Annotated in this window: 21 protein-coding genes and 1 pseudogene; 9 read left to right on the forward strand and 13 right to left on the reverse strand. The window is 62.7% G+C overall.

What is annotated here, in order from left to right; genetic code table 11:
* Positions 1-23 precede the first annotated feature (23 nt).
* Together KIP88_RS09195 and KIP88_RS09200 are read right to left on the reverse strand one after the other, a co-directional pair.
* Complete coding sequence (locus tag KIP88_RS09195) at positions 24-1244, reverse strand: cytochrome P450 (protein ID WP_214487583.1); 1221 nt, start codon at positions 1242-1244, stop codon at positions 24-26.
* Positions 1245-1304: 60 nt separating this feature from the next.
* A complete protein-coding gene (locus KIP88_RS09200; RefSeq protein ID WP_214487584.1) occupies positions 1305-1514 on the reverse strand; it encodes a ferredoxin in 210 nt (69 codons plus the stop codon).
* A gap of 154 nt (positions 1515-1668) precedes the next feature.
* Between KIP88_RS09200 and KIP88_RS09205 the strand changes: the two genes are divergently transcribed.
* The 3 genes from KIP88_RS09205 to KIP88_RS09215 all read left to right on the forward strand — a co-directional run bounded on the left by KIP88_RS09205 (position 1669) and on the right by KIP88_RS09215 (position 4538).
* On the forward strand, positions 1669-2307 hold the full coding sequence (locus tag KIP88_RS09205) for a TetR/AcrR family transcriptional regulator (RefSeq protein WP_214487585.1): 639 nt from the start codon (positions 1669-1671) through the stop codon (positions 2305-2307).
* Entirely contained in the window at positions 2304-3488 is a 1185-nt protein-coding gene (gene nhaA / locus KIP88_RS09210; protein ID WP_308163341.1) for a Na+/H+ antiporter NhaA, read from the forward strand. Before KIP88_RS09205 ends, nhaA begins: the two co-directional genes overlap by 4 nt.
* Before the next feature lie 195 nt (positions 3489-3683).
* Positions 3684-4538, forward strand: coding sequence for a hypothetical protein (locus KIP88_RS09215; RefSeq protein ID WP_249790640.1), 855 nt, complete (start codon positions 3684-3686; stop codon positions 4536-4538).
* Between the two features lie 19 nt (positions 4539-4557).
* On the opposite strand, the gene KIP88_RS09220 is transcribed toward KIP88_RS09215, so the two are convergent.
* The 4 genes from KIP88_RS09220 to KIP88_RS09235 all read right to left on the reverse strand — a co-directional run bounded on the left by KIP88_RS09220 (position 4558) and on the right by KIP88_RS09235 (position 10656).
* A complete protein-coding gene (locus KIP88_RS09220; RefSeq protein ID WP_214487586.1) occupies positions 4558-7218 on the reverse strand; it encodes a nitrate reductase in 2661 nt (886 codons plus the stop codon).
* A 12-nt stretch (positions 7219-7230) separates the two neighbouring features.
* On the reverse strand, positions 7231-7566 hold the full coding sequence (nirD, locus tag KIP88_RS09225; RefSeq protein ID WP_214487587.1) for a nitrite reductase small subunit NirD: 336 nt from the start codon (positions 7564-7566) through the stop codon (positions 7231-7233).
* Positions 7563-10022, reverse strand: coding sequence for a nitrite reductase large subunit NirB (gene nirB / locus KIP88_RS09230; protein ID WP_249790641.1), 2460 nt, complete (start codon positions 10020-10022; stop codon positions 7563-7565). Before nirB ends, nirD begins: the two co-directional genes overlap by 4 nt.
* A gap of 328 nt (positions 10023-10350) precedes the next feature.
* Positions 10351-10656, reverse strand: a complete 306-nt coding sequence (locus tag KIP88_RS09235; protein ID WP_214487588.1) for a hypothetical protein — start codon at positions 10654-10656, stop codon at positions 10351-10353.
* Positions 10657-10679: 23 nt separating this feature from the next.
* On the opposite strand from KIP88_RS09235, the gene KIP88_RS09240 reads away from it, so the two are divergent.
* Together KIP88_RS09240 and KIP88_RS48140 are read left to right on the forward strand one after the other, a co-directional pair.
* Positions 10680-11939 (forward strand): NarK/NasA family nitrate transporter, encoded by a 1260-nt coding sequence (locus KIP88_RS09240; protein WP_214487589.1) that lies wholly within the window; start codon positions 10680-10682, stop codon positions 11937-11939.
* Positions 11940-11970: 31 nt separating this feature from the next.
* A complete protein-coding gene (locus tag KIP88_RS48140; RefSeq protein WP_308163343.1) occupies positions 11971-13683 on the forward strand; it encodes a protein kinase in 1713 nt (570 codons plus the stop codon).
* A gap of 70 nt (positions 13684-13753) precedes the next feature.
* On the opposite strand, the gene KIP88_RS09250 is transcribed toward KIP88_RS48140, so the two are convergent.
* Positions 13754-15190, reverse strand: coding sequence for an NAD-dependent succinate-semialdehyde dehydrogenase (locus KIP88_RS09250; protein WP_214487590.1), 1437 nt, complete (start codon positions 15188-15190; stop codon positions 13754-13756).
* A 175-nt stretch (positions 15191-15365) separates the two neighbouring features.
* Here KIP88_RS09250 and KIP88_RS09255 point away from each other — a divergent pair, with 175 nt between their 5' ends.
* Entirely contained in the window at positions 15366-16190 is an 825-nt protein-coding gene (locus tag KIP88_RS09255) for an SDR family NAD(P)-dependent oxidoreductase (RefSeq protein WP_214487591.1), read from the forward strand.
* 98 nt (positions 16191-16288) lie between these two features.
* Here KIP88_RS09255 and KIP88_RS09260 read toward each other — a convergent pair whose 3' ends face one another.
* The 5 genes from KIP88_RS09260 to KIP88_RS09280 all read right to left on the reverse strand — a co-directional run bounded on the left by KIP88_RS09260 (position 16289) and on the right by KIP88_RS09280 (position 20848).
* Complete coding sequence (locus tag KIP88_RS09260) at positions 16289-17011, reverse strand: ABC transporter ATP-binding protein (protein ID WP_214487592.1); 723 nt, start codon at positions 17009-17011, stop codon at positions 16289-16291.
* Positions 17004-17735, reverse strand: a complete 732-nt coding sequence (locus KIP88_RS09265; RefSeq protein ID WP_214487593.1) for an ABC transporter ATP-binding protein — start codon at positions 17733-17735, stop codon at positions 17004-17006. The genes KIP88_RS09260 and KIP88_RS09265 overlap by 8 nt, the downstream gene beginning before the upstream one ends.
* Entirely contained in the window at positions 17732-18718 is a 987-nt protein-coding gene (locus KIP88_RS09270; protein WP_249790642.1) for a branched-chain amino acid ABC transporter permease, read from the reverse strand. The genes KIP88_RS09265 and KIP88_RS09270 overlap by 4 nt, the downstream gene beginning before the upstream one ends.
* Positions 18715-19581 (reverse strand): branched-chain amino acid ABC transporter permease, encoded by an 867-nt coding sequence (locus tag KIP88_RS09275; protein ID WP_214487594.1) that lies wholly within the window; start codon positions 19579-19581, stop codon positions 18715-18717. The genes KIP88_RS09270 and KIP88_RS09275 overlap by 4 nt, the downstream gene beginning before the upstream one ends.
* A gap of 67 nt (positions 19582-19648) precedes the next feature.
* On the reverse strand, positions 19649-20848 hold the full coding sequence (locus KIP88_RS09280) for an amino acid ABC transporter substrate-binding protein (RefSeq protein WP_214487595.1): 1200 nt from the start codon (positions 20846-20848) through the stop codon (positions 19649-19651).
* A 302-nt stretch (positions 20849-21150) separates the two neighbouring features.
* Here KIP88_RS09280 and KIP88_RS09285 point away from each other — a divergent pair, with 302 nt between their 5' ends.
* The 3 genes from KIP88_RS09285 (at position 21151) to KIP88_RS09295 (ending at position 23187) form a co-directional block, all read left to right on the forward strand.
* Positions 21151-22083 carry an ABC transporter substrate-binding protein gene (locus KIP88_RS09285; RefSeq protein WP_214487596.1) on the forward strand — a complete coding sequence of 311 codons (933 nt, stop codon included), beginning with the start codon at positions 21151-21153 and terminating at the stop codon, positions 22081-22083.
* A 12-nt stretch (positions 22084-22095) separates the two neighbouring features.
* Entirely contained in the window at positions 22096-22452 is a 357-nt protein-coding gene (locus KIP88_RS09290; RefSeq protein WP_214487597.1) for a DoxX family protein, read from the forward strand.
* 156 nt (positions 22453-22608) lie between these two features.
* Positions 22609-23187 (forward strand): TetR/AcrR family transcriptional regulator, encoded by a 579-nt coding sequence (locus KIP88_RS09295; protein ID WP_308163344.1) that lies wholly within the window; start codon positions 22609-22611, stop codon positions 23185-23187.
* Here the strand turns inward: KIP88_RS09295 and KIP88_RS09300 are convergent.
* A pseudogene (locus KIP88_RS09300) lies at positions 23182-24200 on the reverse strand (amidohydrolase family protein). The gene KIP88_RS09295 and the pseudogene KIP88_RS09300 overlap by 6 nt on opposite strands.
* Positions 24201-24296: the final 96 nt, after the last annotated feature.

A 24296-nucleotide genomic window follows, 5' to 3' on the forward strand; every position in this document is an offset into this window, starting at 1 on the left:
TCCCCGCTGTACTCCTCGAGCCCTCAGCTCGCCTTGCCGAACAGCATGGGCAACTGGCGCGGGCCGCGCACGGTGCCTTCCGACCAGGTGACCTTGCCGGCGGGATCGAGCCTGAAATCCGGAATCCGCTTCAGCCACTCCTCGATCGCAACGGTCATTTCCATGCGCGCCAGGTTGGAGCCGACGCACCGGTGAATGCCGAGACCGAACGCGGCGTGGCGATTTTCCTTGCGGTCGATCACCACCTTGTCGGCATCGGGGAACATCGCCGGATCGCGGTTGGCGGCCGGGAACGACAGCAGTACCATGTTGCCGGCCTTGACCGGGCAGCCGCTGATCGTCGTCTCCTTCATCACCTCGCGCGCCATCGTCACCGGCGAATAGGCGCGCAGGAGTTCTTCGACGGCGAGCGGCATCAGTTCGGGCTCCGCGACAAGGCGCTCGCGGTCCGCCGGCGTCTTCGCCAGATGCCAGAGCGAGGAGCCGATCGCGCTCCAGGTGGTGTCGATGCCGGCGATCAGAAGCAGCCGCAGCGAACCCAGCACATGCTCATCCGCCAGCGGATTTCCGTCCTTGTCCCTCGCATTCATCAGCGTCGAGATCAGGTCGTCGGTCGGATTCGTTTTGCGCTGCTCGATGTGGCCGGCGAAATAGCCGGTCATCTCCCTCACCGCCTCCATCAGCGCGTTGTCATCCTTGATGCCGAGTTCGAGGATGCCGTGGATCCATTTGATGAAGAGATCGCCGTCCTTCTCGGGGATTCCGAGCATGTGCGCGATGGCGCGGACCGGGATATGCTTGGTGTATCGCGCGGCGGCGTCGCATTTGCCGTCGGCAATGAACTCGTCGATCAGTTCGTTGCAGATGGCGCGCACCCGCGGCTCGAGCTTCTTCATCGCGTCCGGCGTGAACGGCGGCAATAGCAACTGCTTGGCAGGCTTGTGCTCGGGCGGATCGGAGGTGATCGGCGGCGCCCTGGCCGTGATCTCCGGCCGCACGTCGCGCACGATGACGCGCCGGGACGAAAAATGGTCGGTATCGTAGGAGATTTCCTTTACCGCCTGGTAGGTGGTCGGCATATAGCAGCCGAGGAAGCGTTCGGTGTGAACGACGGGCGAGGCCGCGCGCAATTTTTCCCAGATCGGAAACGGGTTTTCCGTCCAGGTCGGATCGGTGTGGTCGAAATCGTTGACCCAGTCGGTGACCGGGGGATGTTCGGGCATGATGCTGGCGGAATCGGACATCGGAGCAAATCCTCTGTTTGGTTCGTTCACATCCTGGTGGATTAAGTATCGCGCGACCGACTATTCCTCGGTCACCTCGATCGCGATCTCGGGGCAGTTGCTCTGGGCGAGCCAGGCCTTGTCTTCAAGAGCCTCGGGCACGGAACCGTCGCCGACTTCGTGTGCGTTGCCGAATTCGTCGAGGTCGAACAGTTCGGGTGCCAGTGATTTGCAGCGCGCGTGGCCCTGACATTTGTCCTGGTCGACGCGGATTTTCAGCTTTCCGGCCATCGCAGCGTTTCCCTTTTGTGTGGCGCGCATTGTCTCGCGCGCCCTTCCTTCGGCGCGACGGCGCAGACCCGCCGGCGCACCGCGAAGTTATATCATATTACATTCGCGATGCCGTTGTGCTGTCAAGTCAAAAGTTATAGATCATGACGTTGAAATGCCGCCTCGACCCGCACGCAAAGCGCTCAACGCCTATCACCATGGGGATCTCCGCGATGCCCTGGTGCAGGCCGCGTTGCATGAAGTCGAGCTCGGCGGCCCCGAGGCGATCAGCATCAGCGCGCTTGCCAAGATACTCGGCGTCTCGCAGCCGGCGCCCTACAAGCATTTTGCCGATCGCGAGACGCTGCTGACGGCAGTGACGGCCGAAGCGTTCCGCCAGTTCAGCGCGATGATGCGCACGGCGATCGAAAAACCGTCGAAGCAGTCGAAGCTGTCGCGCTTCGCGCAGCTCACGCTTGATTTCGGTCTGCGCCGCAACGGCATCTATCGCCTGATGTTCGCTTCGCGAACCATGGCATGCGCGCCGAAAGGCAGCGAGTTGCACAGCGCAGCAATGGAAACCTTCGAACTTCTGGTAGAAGCGCTGGAGGCCCCCGCCGTCGGGCTCTTGCGCGAGCGTAGCGCCCTGAAGGTCTGGGCCTCGCTGCACGGCGTGGTCATGCTCGCCGAACAGGGATTGCTCACCGGCCAGGTAGCCCATGTCAGCCGGGAAGAACTGGTCGAGGACATCGTCGAGGAAACAAAGCTCGCGCTGTCGGTGGCGATCGAGGCGGCTGGCAAGGCAGGCCGGTGACGGCAACGGCGCCGGCATCCGACGACACTGACAATCAGGGCCTCTATGGCGGCATGGTTCTTGGTATTGCGGCCGTCGCAGCGCTCGCCGTTGCAAACTCGCCTCTCGGGCCACAATACGAGGCGCTGTTGCGAACGACCGGCGAAGTCCGGATCGGATCGATCGGACTGAGCAAGACCGTCGATCACTGGATCAATGACGGCTTGATGGCGATATTCTTTCTCCTGGTGGGACTCGAGATCAAGCGCGAGGCGATCGAGGGCGCGCTGGCGAGCGCAAAGCAGGCCGCACTGCCCGTGATCGCCGCGTTCGGCGGCTTTGTCACACCGGCCGCGATCTTTGCCGCGGTGAACTGGGGCGACGCGCACGCGCTACGCGGTTGGGCCATACCGGCAGCCACCGACATCGCCTTTGCGCTCGGCGTCTGCGCCATGCTGGGACGACGGGTGCCGGCGTCACTGAAGACCTTTCTATTGGCGCTAGCGATCATCGACGACCTGATGGCCATCATCGTCATCGCGATCTTCTATACCGCAAACCTTTCGGTCACGGCGCTGGCGCTAGGCGGGCTCGGCGTCGCCGCGCTCGCGGTTCTCAACCTGCTCGATGTGCGCAGAGCGTCGTTCTATCTGATCGCGGGATTGTTCACCTGGGTCTGCGTGCTCAAATCGGGCGTACATGCGACGCTGGCCGGCGTCGCCGTCGGTCTCGCGATGCCGATGACACGGCATGACGGGCACAGCCTGCTCGAGGATACCGAACACGCACTCAAGCCGTGGGTTATTTTCGCCATCGTGCCGATCTTCGCTTTCGCGAATGCCGGTGTATCGCTTCATGGCCTGACCTTGTCAAAGCTGGCGGCGCCGATACCGCTCGGCATCATCGCAGGGCTTTTCGTCGGCAAACAGATCGGGGTCTTTGTCGCTTCGATCCTTGCGATCAGGCTGGGCCTGGCTGCGATGCCGGAAGGAACGACCACGACAAAGCTCTATGCAATGGCCATCCTGACCGGTATCGGCTTCACCATGAGCCTCTTCATCGGCACGCTGGCCTTCGACGACGAGGCGGTGCTGAAACAGGTCCGGCTCGGCGTCCTCGCGGCTTCGCTGCTGTCCGGCATCGTCGCCGCGCTGCTTTTTGCGGCCCTCGGCCGATCGAACGGAGTTCCGGCTTCGCGATAGGGGCGGAGCAAACGCGCCACACCCGCCATGAGATCGAAGCCCGGATGGCAGCCGCTGCTTGAATTCGCCACCGGCAAATGATCTAGCTTGTCCAGTCAAGGGCAACGCCGGTTGAGCACGAGCTTTACCAGATCCACTGCACCGCGCCGTCTGAAATTCGCGCTAGCGCGATCCGTCAGAAGCTTAGCGCTCGGCATGCTGATGTCGTTTTGCGTTACCGGCCTTGCGCTTGGAAAAGACGAAGACGACGGTGAGGAGGATGCGGCCAAAGCCAAGCCGACCCTGCCGAACGTCTACCTCGATATGCGAACCATCTACTCGACGCTGCCTGCCGGCACGCTGTCGATCGGATTTAGCGCCCCACCTTTGCTGGCGACGCTGGCGAACCTTTCCGCGCTCCGAACCCTTAACTCACCCTCCAGCCAAAGTGTCTCGATCGACCTGCCGTTGACGGTCGATGTCAACGATCGGCTCTCGGTCTATGGCGGCGTCAGTGGTGCTACGTCGCAGGCCGGCACCGATCCCTGGACCGCTTTCTCGATCTTCAGCTTTACGCTCGGATTCCAGGCCGACATCTATCAGCAGAACGGCGGAATGTTTCCGACCATCACCGTTCAATCCAACGTGTCGCGATCGACTTCGGACTCTCCGCTGGCCTCGACGACCTACAACACGATCCTGGAGGCCGGCTACGCGCTGAATGCGGATGAGACGCGAGGCCTGCTCGCGGGAATGCAGTACGCCAAGGTCCTCGTCGATACCCCGCTTGCCCGCGTCAGCCCCGATATCATGGGCTATGTCGGCGGCTATTATCAGTGGGACAACAACTGGAAGTTCACCGGCCGCTTCGGCGTGCAGCACTTCGGCGGCGCGCAGCTTCTGAACCTGACGCCGTTTCCCGCGTTCACCCAGCCGATCCTTCGGCTCGACCTCGACCGCATGGATGACGACGACAATCGGCTGTTCGGCATCACCGCGCAAATCGCCTGGACACCGAAGCCGTCGTACCAGCTAACGCTGCGAACGCCGCTCTACGCGATCAAGAATTAGCGGCCAGATTGCCGCAAGCTCACGCCGGCTGCGAATCCCGCACGGCCGCGCCGCGCAGCAGCTTGCTGATCTCCGGCTTGCAGGCGCCGCAATTGGTGCCGGCCTTCAGGCGCCGGCCGACGTCGTCGACGCTCGCCGCCCCCCTTTGGATTTCGGCCGAGATCTGATGCTGTCCGACGCCGAAGCACGAGCAGACGATCGGCCCGACGTCCTGGCCGGCATCGAGCGGTTGCCCCGTCAGCAGCGACATCCGCGCATTCGCCGACAAGGCCTGCTCTGCGAATAGCCCTGACAGCCACGACCGCGAGACCAGCTTGTGATCGGGTGCGATGAACACGCAACCTTCCAGCCGGCCGTCGCGAACGGCTGCGTAGCGGAAACGGCCGGCCTTCGGATCGCGATAGGCGATCCATTCGATGTCGTCATATCCGACGCGGAGCTGCGCCCGCGCCCAATCGCGCCAGCTCGTCGGCCGCTCGTCACCGGCGAGTTCCATCCGCCAGCATGTCCCTGAAAGCCCGCCGACCCAGTAGCCCGCTTCGGGACGCTCGATCTCCTGGCGGCTGAGGATAAAGGCATGCCATTTCGGCAAGTAAGCTGCCGCCTTGACCGGCGTGTGCTTGGACTCCGGCTGCCCGGAGATCGGATCGGTCGCCGGATTGACCAACGCGTTGACCCGGCCGTCCCCGGCATATTCGCCGTTCCAGTGCATCGGCACGAACACGCAGCCGCGCCGCTGTTCGGCGGTGACGACAACGCGCGCCACCATCTCGCCCCAGGGACTGGTCAGTCGCGCAAGCCCGCCATTCTCGACGCCGGCCATGCGTGCATCGTCGGGATGGAATTCGGCACAAGGCTCGAACATGTGCGCCAGCAGCCGCGCCGATTTTCCCGTCCGCGTCATGGTGTGCCATTGATCGCGGACCCGCCCGGTATTGAGTACCAGCGGATAGTCGCGGCTGGTCGCGTTCACGGCGGCACGCGGCGTCACCGGCACGAAACGCGCCTTGCGGTCGGCCGTGAAGAACTTTGCAGTTTCAAACATCCGCGGCGTGCCGGTCGGATATTCGCGCGTCACCGGCCACTGGATCGGGGTAAGCGCATCGTAGGCGCGATCGTCGAGCGTATTCAGGGCGGACAGATCGAAATCGCGGCTCCCTTCGTTCTCGAAACTGGAGAGTCTCGCGTGCTCACGGAAGATCGCGGCAGCGTTCGGATAGTCGAACCCCGAAAAACCCATACGCTGCGCGACGTCGCAGACGGTCTGCCAATCAGCCTTTGCAGCACCGGGCGGCGGCAGGAACCGCCGCTGCCGGGAGATGCGGCGTTCGGAGTTGGTGACGGTGCCGTCCTTTTCGCCCCAGGTAAGCGCAGGCAGCAATACGTGGGCATGACGCGTGGTGTCGGTGTGGCGCATGCAATCGGAGACGACGACGAGTTCGCATGCATCGAGCGCGGCGCGGGCGCGATCGGCATCCGGCAGGCTGACCAGCGGATTGGTGGACATGATCCAGACCGCCTTGATGCGCCGGTCGGCGATCGCATCGAACATGTCGATGGCCTTGAGGCCCTGCTTGTCCGCGATAATTGGCGACTGCCAGAAGCGTTGAACGACGTCGCGGTGCCGCGGGTTCTCGATCTCCATGTGGGCGGCCAATTGATTGGCCAACCCGCCGACTTCCCGGCCGCCCATGGCGTTGGGTTGTCCGGTCAGCGAGAACGGCCCCATGCCGGGCCGCCCGATACGACCCGTCAACAAATGACAGTTGATGATCGCATTGACCTTGTCGACGCCGCTGCTCGACTGGTTGACGCCTTGCGAATAGAGCGTGACGACCCGCTCGGTTCTGGCGAACCAGTCGAAGAACAACGCCACCGCGCCCTCGGTCAGGCCGCAGATTTCGGCAGTCTGCGCAACCGTCTGGCCGGCGACCTGTTGCAGCGCGGCTTCGGCGCCGGTGGTGGATCCATCCACGAACGCGCGGTCGATGGCATTGCGGGACGCAAGATGCGCGAGCAACCCGTTGAACAGCACCGAATCGCTGCCTGAGCGAAGCGGCAGGTGCAGATCGGCGCCATCGCATGTCGCGGTCCGCCGCGGATCGATGACGACGATGCGGCACGCAGGATTGCTGGCCTTGGCGGCCACCATGCGCTGATAAAGGATCGGATGGCACCAGGCGGCGTTGGAGCCGACAAGGACCAGCAGATCGGCGGTTTCGAGATCTTCATAGCAGCCGGGAACGGTGTCGCTGCCGAACGCGCGCTTGTGACCCGCCACGCTCGACGCCATGCACAGCCGGGAATTGGTGTCGATGTTGGCGGTGCCGATGAAGCCCTTGGCGAGCTTGTTGATGACGTAATAGTCCTCGGTCAGAATCTGGCCGGAGACATAGAAGGCGACCGAATCCGGTCCGTGCTCACGGACGATTCTGCCAAAACCCTCCGCGACATGATCGAGCGCCGCATCCCAAGTCGCTTCCTGCCCGTTGACCACAGGCGCGAGCAGCCGCCCCTCGAGGCCGATGGTCTCGGCGAGCGCCGAGCCCTTCCCGCACAGCCGTCCGAAATTGGCGGGATGCAGCGGATCGCCCCGGACGGTCACCGCGCCCAAAGCATCCCTGTCAGCGATGACGCCGCAGCCGACGCCGCAATACGGACAGGTTGTCTTCACTGGCACGGGCGATCACCCTCACTCGGCGGGCACGGCCGCCGCCGTCTGGACGCAAAGCCAGACGGTGTTGTTCTCCACCTTGGTCGGATGCGCGCGCGTACATCCCTCGTCGGGAGCGACCGCCGTACCGCTCTTGAGCTCAATGACGAAATTGTGCAGCGGACAGGTGACGCGCTTGTTGTGGACGATGCCTTGCGACAACGGTCCGCCCTTGTGCGGACAGCGGTCGTCGAGCGCGAACACCTCGTCATCGGCGGTCCGGAATACCGCGATGTCTCCGGACGCCGTCCGCACGACGCGCGAGCCGAGAACGGGAATATCGTTCAGCGTCCCGATTTCGATCCATTTCGTCATGCGAGTTCCAGCTCCGCGAGCGGGGTGAATTCGTTGCGGTCGACGCCGCGTTTGGCGCGCGCCGCCCAGGGATCGCTTTGCGAGAATTGCTGCGAATAGGCGAAGCGGCTGAACAGGGCTTTGCGGTTGGCGACATCGTCGACCACCTGCTTGCGGATGGCGTCGAGACTGACCCGATCGCACCACTTGTACATACGTTCGAGGTACCAGCCCTGCTCGCGATAGAGCTGTGTCAACGCGGCGATGACTTCGAGCGTCTCCTCCTCGGTGGCAACCTTGGTCAGGAACTCGGTTCCCTTGATGTGAAGTCCGGCGGCGCCGGCGAAGTGGATCTCGAACCCGGAATCGACGCAGACGACGCCGACGTCCTTGCAAGTGGCCTCCGCGCAATTTCGCGGGCAACCGGACACCGCAAGCTTCACCTTGGCCGGCGTCCACGAGCCCCACATGAATTTTTCGAGCTTGACGCCGAGGCCGGTCGAATCCTGCGTGCCGAAACGACACCATTCCGAACCGACACAGGTCTTCACCGTCCGCAGTCCCTTGGCATAGGCATGGCCCGACACCATGCCCGCATCGTTGAGGTCCGCCCAGACCGCGGGCAGATCCTCCTTCTTCACGCCGAGAAGATCGATACGCTGTCCGCCGGTCACCTTGACGGTCGGAATCTTGAACTTGTCCGCGACATCGGCGATGGCGCGCAATTCATCCGGCGTCGTGACGCCGCCCCACATCCGAGGCACGACCGAATACGTGCCGTCCTTCTGGATGTTGGCGTGGACGCGTTCATTGATGTAGCGCGACTGCTGATCGTCGCGATACTCGCCGGGCCAGGTGGCGAGCAGGTAATAGTTCAGGGCGGGCCGGCAGGAGTGGCAACCGTTCGGCGTCTTCCAGTCCATGAACCTCATGACGTCGGGAATGGTCTTCAATCCGTTCTCGATGATGACGCGGCGCGCGTCATCATGGCTGTGATCGGTGCACGCGCACATCGGCTTGACCTTCGGGGCCGCCGAATAGTCGCCGCCGAGCGTGAAGGCGAGAACCTGCTCGACCAGGCCGGTACAGGACCCGCAGGACGAAGATGCCTTGGTATGGGCACGCACATCGTCGATCGTGAACAGTTTCTTCTCGCTGATCGCCTTGACGATCGTGCCCTTGCAGACGCCGTTGCATCCGCAGATTTCCGTCTCATCGCTCATGGCGGCGACGGAGTTGTTGCCGCTATGGCCGCCGTCGCCGAGATTGGCGGCGCCGAATACCAGCCGCTCGCGCATGTGCGAAACGTCGGTGCCGTCGCGCAGATGCTGGAAATACCACGGGCCGTCGATGGTATCGCCATAAAGCACGGCGCCGATGATTTTCTTGTCGCGCAGAATGATCCGCTTGTAGACGCCGCGGGAAGCGTCCTGCATGACGATCTCTTCCTTGTCCGCACCCGGCGCGAAGTCGCCGGCGGAGAACAGGTCGATTCCGGTCACCTTCAATTTGGTGGAGACGACCGAACCGTCATAGGTGGCAAAGCCCTTCATGGCGAGATGGTTGGCGCAAACCTTGGCCTGGTCGAACAAGGGAGCCACGAGGCCATAGGTCTGGCGACGGTGCTGCACGCATTCACCGACGGCATAGATGCGCCCGTCATAGGTCTGCATGGTGTCGGAGACGACGATGCCGCGCTCGCAATAGAGGCCAGCCTTGCGCGCCAGTTCGAAATTCGGGCGGATGCCGACCGCCATCACGACCAGATCGGCCGAGATCTCCTCGCCGTCAGCGAAGCGCACGCCCGTCACGCGATCCTCACCAAGGATCGCTTCCGTCTGCGCGGGCATCTTGAACACCATGCCGCGCTCTTCGAGCGACTTGCGCAGCAATCCGCCCGCGACCTGATCGAGCTGGCGCTCCATCAGCGTGTCGAGCAGATGCACCACGGTGACGTTCATGCCGCGCTTCATCAGTCCGTTGGCGGCTTCGAGGCCGAGCAGACCACCGCCGATCACGACGGCATTCTTGTAGCTCGTCGAGGCCTGGACCATGCGCTCGACGTCCTGAATGTCGCGAAAGCCGATGACGCCCGGGAGGTCCTTGCCCGGAAGCGGCAACATGATCGGGTTCGAACCGGTGGCGATCAGCAGGCGATCATACGGCACCCGCGCACCATCAGCGGTGACGACTTCGCAGGTACGCCGATCGATCATCTCGATCATTTCGCCCTTGCGCAGCGTGATGCCGTTATCCTCGTACCACTGCTCCGTGTTGAGCATGATGTCATTGACGGTCTTCTCGCCGGCGAGCACGGGCGACAGCAGAATTCGGTTGTAGTTGCCGTATGGTTCAGAACCGAAGACGGTGATGTCGTAGAGATCGGGCGCACGGTCCAGCAGCACCTCGACCGTACGGATGCCGGCCATACCGTTGCCGATCACCACCAACTTTTGCTTGATTACTTTCTCGAGCATGCTCTGCCTACTAATCCTGGTTCCGATGGGCCCCGCTCGGCAACGCAGCTCTGCATCGCCGATTGGCAAAAAGTATTGATGATTTGGGAGCGCCCATCGGCGGGCAGAGAACCGTCGGCTATGACGATTGATATCTTTGGGTATTCAAGAGACGTGCCAACACCAGACCCGCAACTTCCCGGGCGCAACGCACGGCTTCAGCCGATGAATCGGTAATTGGCGGCACCTGCGCGTGCGCGAATGCCCAAAAAATCATCTACGCGGGCTATCCATTGTGCAGAGCATCAATGCTTAACCATGAGCGGGCGTTCATTTGCCCGCGAAAATGTCACGGCGCGGACAGACGGCCTTTCAGGAGCGCTTTTCCGCTGATAACCGGCACCGCATAATAAAACACCAGAATGCGCGTTCGCGCGGCTGTTTTTGCCAACAAACAGAGCAGCGACCGCCTTCGCGGCCGGTTGTCCCCCCGCAGCAAGGCACTGCAAATATACGCAAAGTGGCGCGCTTGTTTTTTCTGGCACACGAATTGCTGACGTAGCGACACCAGAGTGTGTCTCAACGAAGAGACGACCTCTCGCTTTCCAAAATTCAATCCCTTTGTGCCGAGATCACCGCGCTTGCGCGGTGTCACGCACCGATGTTCGAGGCCGCTCGATGAAGTTTGCTGAATTCAAGAAGGCTGGCCACTGGCCCACGCTGCTCGCCGCCTTCCTCTATTTCGACATAAGCTTCATGGCTTGGGTCGCGCTCGGTCCGTTGATCGTCTACATCGCGCAAGACATGAACCTTGCCGTCGACGAGAAGTTTACCCTCGTCGCCATACCGGTGCTGGCCGGCGCGCTGCTGCGGGTTCCGATGGGCATCCTCGCCGATATCATCGGCGCCAAGCGGACCGGAATCATCGCGCAGGTCGTCGTCATCATTGCAACGGCCTGGGTTTGGCACTTCGGCCTCAACAGCAAGCTTGCGATCGAGGTCTTCGGTCTCGCGCTCGGCATCGGTGGCGCGTCGTTCGCGGTGGCGCTGCCGCAGGCAAGCCGCTGGTATCCGCCGCAATATCAGGGCGTGGTGATGGGGATCGCCGGCGCCGGCAATATGGGTGTCGTGCTCGATACGCTGTTCGCACCGACGATCGCCGAACATTGGGGCTGGCAGGCCGTGTTCGGCGTGCTGCTCGTTCCGATGCTGTTGATCCTCGCCTACTACGTCTTCGCCGCCAAGGATGCGCCCGGAGAGCGGAAGCCGATTTCGCTGAAGGCCTATGGCACCTTGCTGCGCGATCCCGACAGTCGCTGGTTCATGTTCTTCTACTTCATTACCTTCGGCGGTTTTGTCGGGCTGGCCAACGCGTTGCCGCTGTATTTCACCGTGCAGTATCATGTGTCCGGCGTCGCGGCGGGCCTGCTGGTGGGCTTGATCGTCGCTTTCGGCTCCGGCTTCCGGCCGGTCGGCGGCATGATCGCCGATCGCATCGGCGGCATCCGTTCATTGTCGATATTGTTTGGGGTCGTCGTGGCGGCGTACCTCGTCATCGCCTTCATGCCGGAAGGGCCGGCCGCATCGACGCCTGGGGGTTGGTCGCTCACCCAGCTGCCACGCATTGCGTGGGTGTCGGTGCTGCTGTTCTCGATCGGCGTGCTCGCGCTTGGCATGGGCAATGGTGCGGTGTTCCAGCTCATTCCGCTTCGCTTCCGTCAGGAGATCGGCATGATGACGGGCATGGTCGGCTGCGCCGGCGGCATCGGCGGCTTCTTCCTTGCCAAGGCGCTCGGCGTCGCCAAGGGAATGACCGGCGGATTTGGCGCGGGCTTCCTGTTTTTCGGCCTGCTGGCGTTGCTTGGTTTCCTGGGACTTGCCATGGTCAAGGTCCGCTGGCGCACCACATGGGGCGCCGCATCGGGAGCGCGGGTCTGACGACGCGCGCTGCTAACTTGACAGGCCGCGGGTGACGATCGGTTCGCAACGAAATCTCGGGGTTCGCGTCGGCTTCGTCAGCGAGACCGGCAAGCGGTCCGCCAACGAGGACTACGTCGCGACCTGCCTCGGCCGGTCCGGCGTGAGCAACCGCGACATTGTCACCGCGGTCGCCGACGGCGTAGGCGGACACAAGGGCGGACGCGAAGCCGCCGAGCTCGCGGTTCGATGCTTCATCGACGCCTATTATTCCCTCCCCGAAACGCTCGGCGTGCGACGGCGAGCATCGCGTTCGCTGGAAGCCGCCAACAGCTGGATCTACACGCAGGGCCGCACCGATCCCCTGCTCAGCGGTATGAGCTGCGCCTTTTCCTCGATCATCCTGTCGCGGCGGCTGTGCCATGTCATTCACATCGGCGACACCCGCGCCTATCGCCTGAGCGAGGGGCGGCTGGAGCGGCTGACCACGGACCACATCGCCGGCCGCGGCGATCTCGCCCATCTGCTCAACCGCGCCATCGGCTTCGAGGATTTTGCCCGCTTCGATTACGCCACCGTCGGACTGCGCCAGCACGACAGGATCCTGGTCTGCAGCGACGGTGTTCATGGCGTGCTGGCGGATCACCGGCTCCAGGTGCTGTTGAGCGAGCGCACCTCGCCGGAAGAATCCGCGCGCGCACTGGTCGACGCGGCGCTGGATGCCGGCTCCAGCGACAACATGACCGCTCTGGTGCTCGACGTCGTCGACCTGCCGCCCGCTGACCGTGACGAACTCACCCATTCGATCGCGACGCTTCCTATCCTGGATCTCCCCGAAACCGGCGACGTCATCGACGATTTCACGCTCGGCGAAATATTGTCAGACGGACGCTACAGCCGGCTGTTCAAGGCGATCGATAAGCAGCAGGGCCGCGAGCTCGTGCTGAAGTTTCCGCATCCACGCGTAGCCAGCGAGGGCTCCTATCGCCTCGCCTTCGTCCGCGAGGCGTGGGTCGCCGCTCGCGTGCGGAGCCTGTGGATCGGAGAAGTCGTCGAACTGCCTGCCGAACGGCAGACCCGCCTCTATTCGGTGATGCCGCTTTACGAAGGCGAGACGCTGGAACAGCGGCTCAACCGTTCACCGCAGCTTTCGCTCGCCGAAGGCATCGGGATCGCGACCAAGCTGGCGCGCGCCGTCGCCACCTTGCATCGCGCCGGCATCATCCATCGCGACATCAAGCCCGACAACGTGATCCTGTTAAAAGCCGGCGGATTGCGGCTGGTCGACCTCGGCGTCGCACGCGTGCCGCTGCTCGAGGATTTCCCGGCCGAGGATATTCCGGGCACGCCGAGCTACATGGCGCCGGAGCTGTTCGGCGGCCGGCCCGGCGACGAGTTTTCGGATCTCTATGCGCTCGGCGTCACCGTGTACCGGACGTTCACCGCCGCGTACCCCTATGGTGAGATCGAGCCATTCTCGCGGCCCCGCTTCGGCAAGCCCGCTTCCCTCTCCCGCTATCGCCCCGACCTGCCGGCCTGGCTGGACGCCGTGGTCGGCAAGGCGCTCAACGTCGATCCGGCACAACGCTACGGCGATGTCATCGAGTTCTCGCACGAACTCGAGAACGGCGCGATGTGGGCGAAGCCGGCCGTCGCGTCACGGCGCTCGCTCTACGAGCGCGATCCGCTCGTGTTCTGGAAGAGCCTGTCCGCAGGACTGATCGTGCTCGTCATCCTGCTTCTGGCATGGTCGGTACGACATTAGCCCGACGCTCCGGTGGAGCGTCGGGCTATTTCACATGAGCAAAGCCAACCGCGTTGGCTCGCGATCAGGCTCACACCCCGGTCTGGGTGATGAACTTGGTGTTGAAATACCCGTCCATCGCCTCGGTGCCTCCCTCCGAGCCGTAGCCGGAATCCTTGACGCCGCCGAACGGCACTTCAGGCAGCGCGAGACCGAAACTGTTGATCGAAACCATGCCGGCTTCGATTGCCGCACCGATCGCGGTCGCCGTCTTGGTCGAGCTGGTGAAGGCGTAGGACGCCAGGCCAAACGGCAAGCGGTTGGCTTCCTCGGCCACCTCGTCGAAGGTCGAGAAGCGGGAGATCAGCGCCAGCGGGCCGAACGGCTCCTCGTTCATGGCGCGCGCATCTTTCGGCACATCGCTGACCACGGTCGGCTCGTAGAAGTATCCCTTGTTCCCAACGCGATGGCCGCCGGTCTCGAGTTTTGCTCCTTTGCCCACGGCGTCCTGAACCATGCCCTCGATGGCGGTGACGCGGCGCGGATTGGCGAGCGAACCCATCTTCGAGTCCGGATCCAGGCCGCTGCCGACCTTCATCGACTTGGCACCCTCGACGAACTTGTCGACGAATTCGCGGAACACGTCGTCCTGCACCAGCATGCGGGTCGGCGAAATGCAGACCTGGCCAGCATTGCGGTACTTCGCCGCCGCCAGAATCTTCGCCGCCGACGAGACGTCCGCGTCCTTGAACACGATAGCCGGCGCATGGCCGCCAAGCTCCATGGTGGCGCGCTTCATGTGCAGGCCCGCCAATGCGGAGAGCTGCTTGCCCACGATGGTCGATCCGGTGAACGAGATCTTGCGGATCACCGGGTGCGGAATGAGATATTCCGAAATCTCCGACGGCACACCGTAAACGAGATTGATCACGCCATCAGGCACGCCCGCATCGACGAACGCCTTGATCAGTTGCGCCGGGGACGCCGGCGTTTCCTCGGGCGCCTTGACGATGATCGAGCAGCCCGCCGCGAGGCCCGCCGAGAGCTTGCGCACGACCTGGTTGATCGGGAAATTCCACGGCGTAAAGGCCGCGACCGGGCCGACCGGCTCCTTGACTGCGATCTGGTAGATGCCGGGGCCGCGGGCCGGGATTACCCTGCCATAGGCGCGCTTGGCTTCCTCGGCAAACCATTCGATGACGTCGGCGGCGGCCATGGCTTCCATCTTGGCCTCGGCCAGCGTCTTGCCCTGCTCCATGGTCAAGAGCGGCGCGATCTCATCATTGCGCTCGCGCATGATTTGGGCCGCCCTGCGCATGATCCTGCAGCGCTCGAACGGCGCCACCGCGCGCCAGACCTTAAAGCCCTTGGCGGCTGCTTCCAGCGCCTCGTCGAGGTCGGCGCGATCGGCATGGGCTACGGTGCCGATGGTTTCCTCCGTCGCCGGATTGAGCACGGCGATGGTCCTGCCCGATTGGCTCGGCCGCCATTTGCCGTTGATGAACAATTGCGTATTGGAATATGCCAAGAGACTTGCTCCCTCTTTTATTGTCGCCGGATGGCGAAATCGACCGGCTGAAGATCAGGCGCCTTTATGATCGAAGCCCGGCCGGATTGCAAAGCCGATTCAACTGAGTACGGCCCTGCGACCGGCGCGGGGCGCTTCCGCTACAGACTGACTTTTCACATCAGGAGAAGACATCATGCCGACACACGACACCCCCCGGACGCTGAAGGGCAAGGTTGCGCTGGTCACCGGCGCCGGCCGCGGGCTTGGCCGGGCGTTCGCCGAGCGGCTCGCGAGCCTCGGCGCCGATGTCGCCATCCACGGCATGCGCGAGCATGGCCCGGCGGAATATGGCGAGGGATCGACGCTGACGGCAGTCGCCGCGGACGTTGCAGCGGCGCATGGCGTCCGCACCATCCGCGTGCTCGGCGATCTCACACAAGGCGCCGACATCGCGCGGGTGGTCGAGACCACGACGAAAGAATTGGGGCCGATCGACATTCTCGTCCACAACGCCGGCGGCGACATCGCCGCCAAGGGTGGCAAGCCCGATCCGAACGATGCTGTCGGCATCCGCGAGGAAGACGTGCGCGCGGTGCTCGATCGCAACCTGCTCTCAACCATCCTGACCTGCCAGGCGGTGGCGAAGGAGATGATGGCGCGGCGTCAGGGCCGCATCGTCACCATCGGTTCGGTCGCGGCTTTCAAGGGCCGCACCAACGGCTCGATCTACGCGGTGGCCAAGGCCGGCATGACGCACTACACCCGCTGCCTCGCCGACCAGCTCCGATCCCACGACATCACCGTGAACTGCATCGCCCCCGGCGACACCCGCACCGGACGGTTCATGGGCACGCGCGCGGTGGACGAAGAACGAATGGTCGAAACCGGCACGCTGGACCGCATCGCCACCGTCGACGAAGTAGCCCGCGTCGTAGAGGTGTTTGCAGGACCGCTGGGCGCGTTTGTCTCAGGCCAGGTGCTGCGCGTCGACGGCGGAGGACAGTGCTGGGCGGGGTGAGGACGGCAAGCCTCATACCAACGTCGCCAACAAATTTGCGGTGGTCATGACGAATGCGGCGATGACGCCACTCGCGCTTCGCCTGCAGTGCAGCCGGTTCAGGCGTTTCCTCGATGGCCGCCGAGGTAGGCGTTGATGACTGCGGGGTTGTGTCGGAGATTATCGGCAGTATCTTCGCCAGTTATGGCTCCATTCTCGATCAAATAGCCGCGATCCGCTATTTTCAGGCTCAGCTTGGCGTTTTGCTCGACGAGCAGGATGCCAAAACCGCTGACGGCGATCCTTTTCAGCGATTTGAACAGATCCTTCGACAGCAGTGGCGACAGACCGAGCGAGGGCTCGTCCAGCATCAGAATGTCAGGCCTGGACATGAGCGCGCGGCCGATCGCCACCATCTGCTGCTCGCCGCCCGACATCGTGCGTACCTGCTGGCGCTTGCGTTCGGCAAGGCGCGGGAAGAGTTCGTGCACAAGCCCGAGCGTCGACTTCTCGCTCCCGCGCGCACGCTTCGCGAAGGCGCCGAGTGCCAGATTCTCCTCCACGGTGAGTTCGCCGAATACACCGCGCCCCTCGGGAACGAGCGCGATACCCTGCTCGACGATCAGATGCGCGTCCAATCCTGAGATCGCGCGGCCATTCATGCGGATTTCGGTTCCCGGTTCAGCCGGCACGATGCCGGCGACCGCCTTGAGGAGACTGGATTTCCCGGCGCCGTTCGCCCCGAGCATGACGGAGATTTCACCTTTTTCGACGTGCAGCGACACGCCTTGCAAGGCAGTATGACGCCCGTAGCAGACGCCGAGATTGCTGACCTCAAGCATCGTCGTCTCCGAGATAGGCGCGAATGACGTCCGGGTCCGCCAGCACCGCCGCCGCGGCTCCGTCGGCGATCTTGACGCCGGAATTCATGACGACGCAGCGGCTGCACAGCGTTCGGATCGCATCCATCACATGTTCGACCATAATGATGGTGCGCCCCTCCCGGCTGATGTCGCGAATGAGATCGATGCCAATCAGAAGTTCGGAGGGGTTAAGGCCGGCGAGCCACTCGTCGAGCAGCAGGAGTCTTGGATCGGCAGCGAGAGCGCGCGCCAGTTCTACCCGCTTCTGGTCGATGTAGGTCATGGCCGCGACCGGAGAGCCTTCGCGACCAGTCAGGCCGACGCGGGCCAGGAGGCCACCCGCGAAATCGCGGGCGGGCGAGCCCCACAGGCGGTTGCGCGCAAACACCGCGCCTGCCATCACATTCTCGATCGCCGTCATGGAAGGCAGGACGCGCACGAGCTGGAAGGTTCGGGCGATACCGATCCTCGCGACCTTCTCCGGCGCTAGCCCTGAAATACGAATGCCGGCAAGCCTGATTTCGCCGGATGTCGGCCGGAGCGCACCCGAGATCAAATTGAGCATCGTGGTCTTGCCCGAACCATTGGGTCCGATGAGCCCGATGAGTTCGCCTTCACCGACATCGAAGCTGACATCGTTGACGGCGACCAGCCCACCGAATGCCTTGCGCGCGTGCGCTATGCTGAGGACCGTGGCACTCATGCCGCTTTCTCCTCGATTGCCTCGGGCGCCTCGATGCCGGTCCTGGCCGCGGCCCGGCGCCGGATCCGATCGCGCATGCCCTCGATGAAACCCGTTATCCCCTCGGGCAACAGATAGACGATCGCCAGGAACGCAATGCCGATAACGACCGAACTGTGGTTCGGGAAACGGGCGGTGATGAACTCCATCACGATGGTGAAAGGAACGACGCCGACCAACGGTCCCCACAGCCGGCGAGTGCCGCCGAGCAGTGCCATGATCACCACGAGGAAGGAGATCATCGGATTGAAAGCGGCTTGCGGTTCGATATAGGCGTAGCGCGGCGCGACGATCGCGCCGGCGACACCTATGAAAGCGCCTGATGTCATGAACAAGACGATCTTGGCGCGGGCTGTTGCGATGCCGACATGACGCGCCACTGTTTCGTCATCGCCGATGATCCGCAGCGCGAAGCCCAGGCGAGACCGGTTGATCAGCCAGCCCACGCCAAAAACCAGCGTCGTCAGCGCGAGCAGCATCCAGTAGAGGTCGCGCTCGGTAAAATCAGTGAAGACGTAGAGTCCCATCTTGTGGGCGAAGCGCGATTGCGACCATGCGACGACCTGCCGGATAAGCTCGGCAAGTCCGAGCGTGAAAATCACGAAATAGACGCCGGACAATCTGAGGGTCGCCGCGCCCACCAGCCCCGCCAGTGCAGCGGAGACGAACGCGGCGATGGCGATGAGTGCAGGGAACGGAAGGGAATCCAGACCCAGCGCAACAGAATAGGTTCCCACACCAAAAAAAGCGGCGCTCGCGAGGGATACGAGACGAGTCGGGCCCGAGAACAGTGCCCATGCCGTACACATCGCGGCATAGAGCATCAGGTTTACACCAAACGAGAGCACAAAGCCGTCGCTCAAGAGCGGCAGGAGCGAAAGCAGTGCAACCGCGGCAATCCCGCTGCCCGCAACCGCCAGCTCATCGCGACGCAGGCTCATCATGCGGAGGCCCTCCCCAGTATGCCCTGGGGCCGGAACAACAGCACCAGAACGAAGAGCGCATAGTTGGCAGCGAGCGTCAGGCCCGGATCAATCAGGCTCGCTACGGCAGTCTCGGTGATGCCCAGGATCAGCGCCGCAAGCGTCGCCCCGCGCACGTCCCCCACACCACCCATGATGACGATAATGAGCGCCTTCATGGTGAAGATGACGCCCATCGAGGCGTTGAACGTGTAGAAAGTGGAGAGCAGTATTCCTCCGCAAGCCGTCAGCGCGCCGCCGAGCGCGAAGGCGAAGGCTGCAGTCCTGGCGACATCGATGGCAACGAGTCGCGCCGATGCGGGGTCGACGGCGACCGCACGCACCGCCGTGCCCTGCCTGGTGTGGTACAGAAAGAGATAGAGCAGAGACGCGACGATCACGGCCGCAACGAAAGCCACGACGCGGTTCAAGCCGTATGGCTCACCCAGGATCAGGAAAGGCTCAGCCAGGAACTTGTAGCTGAAATACCCTCCGCCGAAGCCAAGCAGCATCAGGCCCTGGAACAGAAACAGAAGCCCGAAGGTCGCCAGAATCGAATCGACCTCGAGCATGCCGCGGTTCTTCGCGCGACGGACGAGCGGCCGCAGGAGCCACGCATAGATCAGCCAGTTCAGTGCAAGGGCCATCGGCGCGATCAGCACCATGCCGAGAAGAGGATTCACCCCCAAGGCGGTGAACAACCAGAACGCAACGAAGCCCGCGGCAACGAGCGTCTCGCCGTTGGCGAGGTTCATGATGCGCGCGGCGCCGTATTGCAGCGTGAGCCCCAGCGCGATCAGCGCATAGGTTCCGCCGAGCAGCGTGCCCGTGACAATGATCTGCATGTGAAAGGTCCCGAAAAGTCAGCGGAGGACAGGCGCGGACAATTCCGCGCCTGTCCTCGTCTACAGATCAATTCCAAGCCGGCTTCTTGACCGGCGCCTTGGCGCCGTCGACACCCAGGCCGTTGACGCCCTGGAGTACGCCGTTATTCCACTGCCCAACGGTCCAGACCCTGCCGATGAGGTTGTTTTGAAGCGAGACCTTGCCGATGACCGTCTCGAACGTCCCGGTCGCGATCGCCTTCACGACTGCGGCGCGATCCGTGCTGCCGGCCTTCACGATTGCCTGCTCGAGGATCTGGAGGGAGGAATAGACCACCGGGCTGGCCCAATAATCCGCGTCCTGCCCGGTAACCTGCTTGTGTCGCTCGCGATACGCCTTGTAGACCTCGTCGCCGGGGTTGATGCCGCCCATCGCCAGCACGCCTTCAACCTGCTTGCCGAAGCGCTGGGAGTAACCGCTCAAAGCTCCCCCGACGCCGACATAGAAGGCATCGACATTGAGACCCTGGATTCGGGCCTGCTCGGTGAGGGCAAAACTGTCGGGCGGATACGAGTAGGCGACGAAGGCATCCGGCTTGGCAGCCTTTGCGCCGCTGATCACCGGCGCCAGGTCCTGTGTCCCGAGCGGATATGACGTCTCGTATACGACGTCGAATCCCGCCTCCTTGAACGCGGGCTTGGCGGATTGAATCATCTCCAGGCCAAACGCCTCGGCTACGTGGGCAAGCGCGACCTTGTTGCCGATCTGGCCCTTGTCGCGCAACGTCTTCAGTGTCGCGACGATGCCGGTGGACAGATCCGATGCCTTGCCGAGCAACCAGAACGAGTTCGGCCAGCGCTTGACGAATGCCTCGAGCTCGTTGGCGTTGCCGGTGGCGACGAGCTGCGGGTATCCGTAGCGCGAGATCAGCGGCGCCGTCGCCAGGTTGATGCCGGTCGTATAGGGCGCGACGATGAAGTCGACCTTGTCAACGGTCGCCAGCCGCTGGATGTTCTTGACCGCCTCTTCGGGACTGCTCTTGTCGTCGTACTCGACGAGATCGACCTTCAGCAGTTTGTCGCCGACCTTGATGCCGCCCTTCTGATTCACATCGTGAACCCAGAGCTTCACGTTTGGCCAGTAGACGGCGGTGGCGCCGGCCGTCAGCGGCCCGGTCTTGGGCGCGCTCACACCGATTTTCAGCGTTTCGTTGGCGGACGCAGAGCCCGCCCCGAAGGCAAGCAGCGCGGCCGAAACCATCAGCGAATTGAACGTCCGTCTGAGCATTAGATCCTCCCCTTGCTTTCGCCGGCAGGACTGAAGACGGACATCGCCCTCTCCCCCGGCAACCTCCCATTTCGGAATTTTCTTCTTTTCGATATTATCTTTTATTTTCGAAAATTATAAAGGTCAAGGCGCTTGAGCGGCAAACCGCCCCCAGGACCGACATTCTTTGTGCGGCTTGACATACCTTACTGACTTCAAATACCGATCAGTATCTAAAATAATCAGCGCATCTGGCAAGGACAGACGTGTCCGACCCGTGAACCGGATTGCCGTCCGGCAGGTGCACAACAGGGGGATGGAACATGCATGCAGCCACGACGCGAGGGGTTGTGGACTTGACGCTTGTCGGCGGGGCACTGGGTTTCAACTGGCTGCCGGTTTTTGTCGCTGACCGGTTGAGAATCCTCGCCCGTCACGGCGTGAGCGTGACATTGAAGCGGATGGGCACGGTGGCTAAGGCCACTGCAGCAATCAAGGCCGGCGAAGCCGATCTGGCCATCACGCCGCCTGAAGGCGCGATCGCCGATGCTGTTTCGGGAGGTCGGTTGCGAATCGTTGCCGGCAACGCAAACCGGCTGCCCATGACGCTCGTGGCGCATCCGCGCATCAAGCAGATCAGCGATCTGAAAGGCTGCGTGCTCGGAACGTCCTCACTGACCGAAGGCACCGCGATCTACACCATGGAGATGCTGTCGCAGCATGGCCTCAAATATCCAGGCGACTACGAGTTTGCGGTGGTCGGGGTGCACCCCGAGCGGTGGCAGGCGCTGCAGGACGGCAGGATCGACGCGGCCGTCCAGCCCGCGCCGCTGAACTTCGTGGCGATCGACGCTGGATATTCGAACCTCGGCGAAGTCACCGACGCGATTCCCGAGATTGCGTTCACCACCGTGATCGGCGCCGGCAACTGGCTCGAGCAGAACCAGGCCAGCGTCCGCAGGCTGTTGACGGCTCTGATCGAAGCGACGAGCACCATAAATGACCCTGCGAGGGATGAAGACGTCGTTCCGATCCTGGCGGAGATCTCGAAGTCCAGCGAACCTCATGCCCGACGCGCACTTGCCTACATGCGCGACATGGCCCTGTTTCCTCCGCGCCTGGAGATACCGGACTCCGCCTTCAATACGACGGTCGATCTCATGATCAAGGCGGGCCTGCTTGAAAGTTCTGCGCGGGAGAAAGCCGGCTTCACGTTCGACAGGCGGTACCTCGACGATCTCGTGGACACGCAGTAAGGCACCCGAAACATGGACATGCATTTTGACGCGTTGACGGCGCTTCGAATCCTCTGCGGCATCTGGTTCCTGCCGCATATTGTCGGAAAGCTGCGGAACATGGAGCGCGCTGCGCCGACCTTCGAGAAGGTGGGACTTCGACCGGGGCGCATGTTCGTCTACCTGACGGTCACGCTGGAAGTGGTCGCCGGCATCGGGCTGGTGGCCGGCATTTTCGAAAAGATCGCCGCCGCACTGGCGGCGCTGGTGCTGGCGGGAGCGAGCTACGCCATCATAAGAATCAACGGGTTTAACTGGCGGTGGCAGAAGCAGGGACCGGAATATATGATTTTCTGGGCTTGTGCGTGCATATTCTCCGTCATGGGATAGCACTTCAGAAGATCCGCCTGGCCGGGCCCGTCCTTACGGTGGGCTCCTTGTGGGCATCTATTGGATGTTCGCAAAGGAAAGAAGAGTTCAGAGATGGTCGTAGCGCAGAGAAAAAAGCCTGCTCCCAAACGCCTCACGCGGGAAGAAAGCCGTGCCGTGACAAGGGAGAAGCTACTGGCATCGGCCTACGAAGTCATGGCACGCGAGGGCTATGAAGGGGCCTCCATCGACCGGATCGCCGAGGAAGCGGGATTTAGCAAGGGCGCGTTCTATTCCAACTTCGACAGCAAGGAGGAAATCTTCCTTGAACTGCTTGAAACGCACTCGGTGCAGGACGTCGGCGAGATCACAGGGCTGCTCAGAAACGTCAACGACCCGCGGAAGATGATCGAGGTCATCAGTGACTGGGCGGAATCCCGCGCGAAGGATCCGAGCTGGGGTATGCTGGCGCTGGATCTCTTCCGTCGCGCGAAGCAGGATTCGACGTTCGGGAAGCGTCACGCCCACTTGTTCGAGAAACAGTGGAAAGGTCTGGGCGAAATCCTGATCGGCATGTTTCCGAAGGGGCGCGCGCCGGCCGATGCGGAAACGCTTGGCGGAATCGTTTTCGAACTCACCTATGGCGCCGCCGCAAGTTTCACACGCGGACCATCCGTGAAGGGCCTTGTGAAAACCGCACTGACCGCAATGTACGACGCATATGGCAAGCGAACCGTGGCCACCGCCAAGCTATAGTCCGCGTTGCCTTAGCAGTGCATCCATTCTCGGATAGGCGCGGCGCGCGTTCCGCTCAAACACTTTTGCACGATCTTGCGGGGAAAGTTCCAGCTTCTCGATGTAACGTTTCGTGTGATCGAAAGGATGTCCGGTCTCCGGGTCAATGCCTTTGACAGCGCCAAGCATCTCGGACCCGAACAGGATGTTGTCGATGGGAATGACCTCGAACAACAGATCGATACCAGGCTGGTGATAGACGCAGGTATCGAAGAAGATGTTGTTTATCAGATGCTCGGCAAGCGAAGGCTTGCCAAGCATCATCGCCAGCCCGCGAAGCGTCCCCAATGGTAGGGCACGGCTCCGCCGCCGTGCGGGATGATAAAGCGCAGGTCAGGAAAATCCTTGAAGAGATCGCCCTGCAGCAATTGCATGAAGGCCGTCGTATCGGCGTTCAGATAGTGTGCGCCGGTGGTGTGAAAGCACGCGTTGCATGATCCCGAGACGTGGATCATGGCCGGAACGTCGAGCTCGACCATCGCCTCGTAGAAGGGATACCAGGACCTGTCGGTAAGGGGCGGCGCGGTCCAGTACCCGCCGGAAGGATCCGGGTTGAGATTGCAGCCGACCATGCCCAGTTCGCCAACGCACCGCCGCAGTTCCTCGATGGAGCCGGAGATCGGGACGCCTTGCGACTGCGGGAGTTGGCAAACTCCGACAAAATTATCCGGGAACATGGCGACGATACGCGCGATGAGGTCGTTTGCGTGCCGCGACCATGTCCGGCTGATCGACTCGTCGCCGATATGGTGGCCCATGCCGGAAGCGCGCGGCGAGAAGATCGTCATGTCCGCACCGCGTTCGCGCAGCAGGCGAAGCTGATTGGCCCCGATCGTCTCACGTATCTCGTCGTCCGATATCTCGGGATAGGATGGCCTCGCCCCGCCGCCCCCTGCGAAGGCGATCTGTGCTTCACGAAATGCGTGGTGAGGCCGCGGCTCCGTGGTGTAGTGCCCGTGACAATCGATGATCATGATTCTGCGCCCTTAATCTGAGCCCGGACTTTTCAACAGCCGTAGGCCCACCCCTGCTGCAATTCAGCAGTTGAAGTACCTCACAGTTTTTAAATA

It is taken from the genome of Bradyrhizobium sp. SRL28 (assembly GCF_018596315.1).
GTDB lineage: Bacteria > Pseudomonadota > Alphaproteobacteria > Rhizobiales > Xanthobacteraceae > Bradyrhizobium.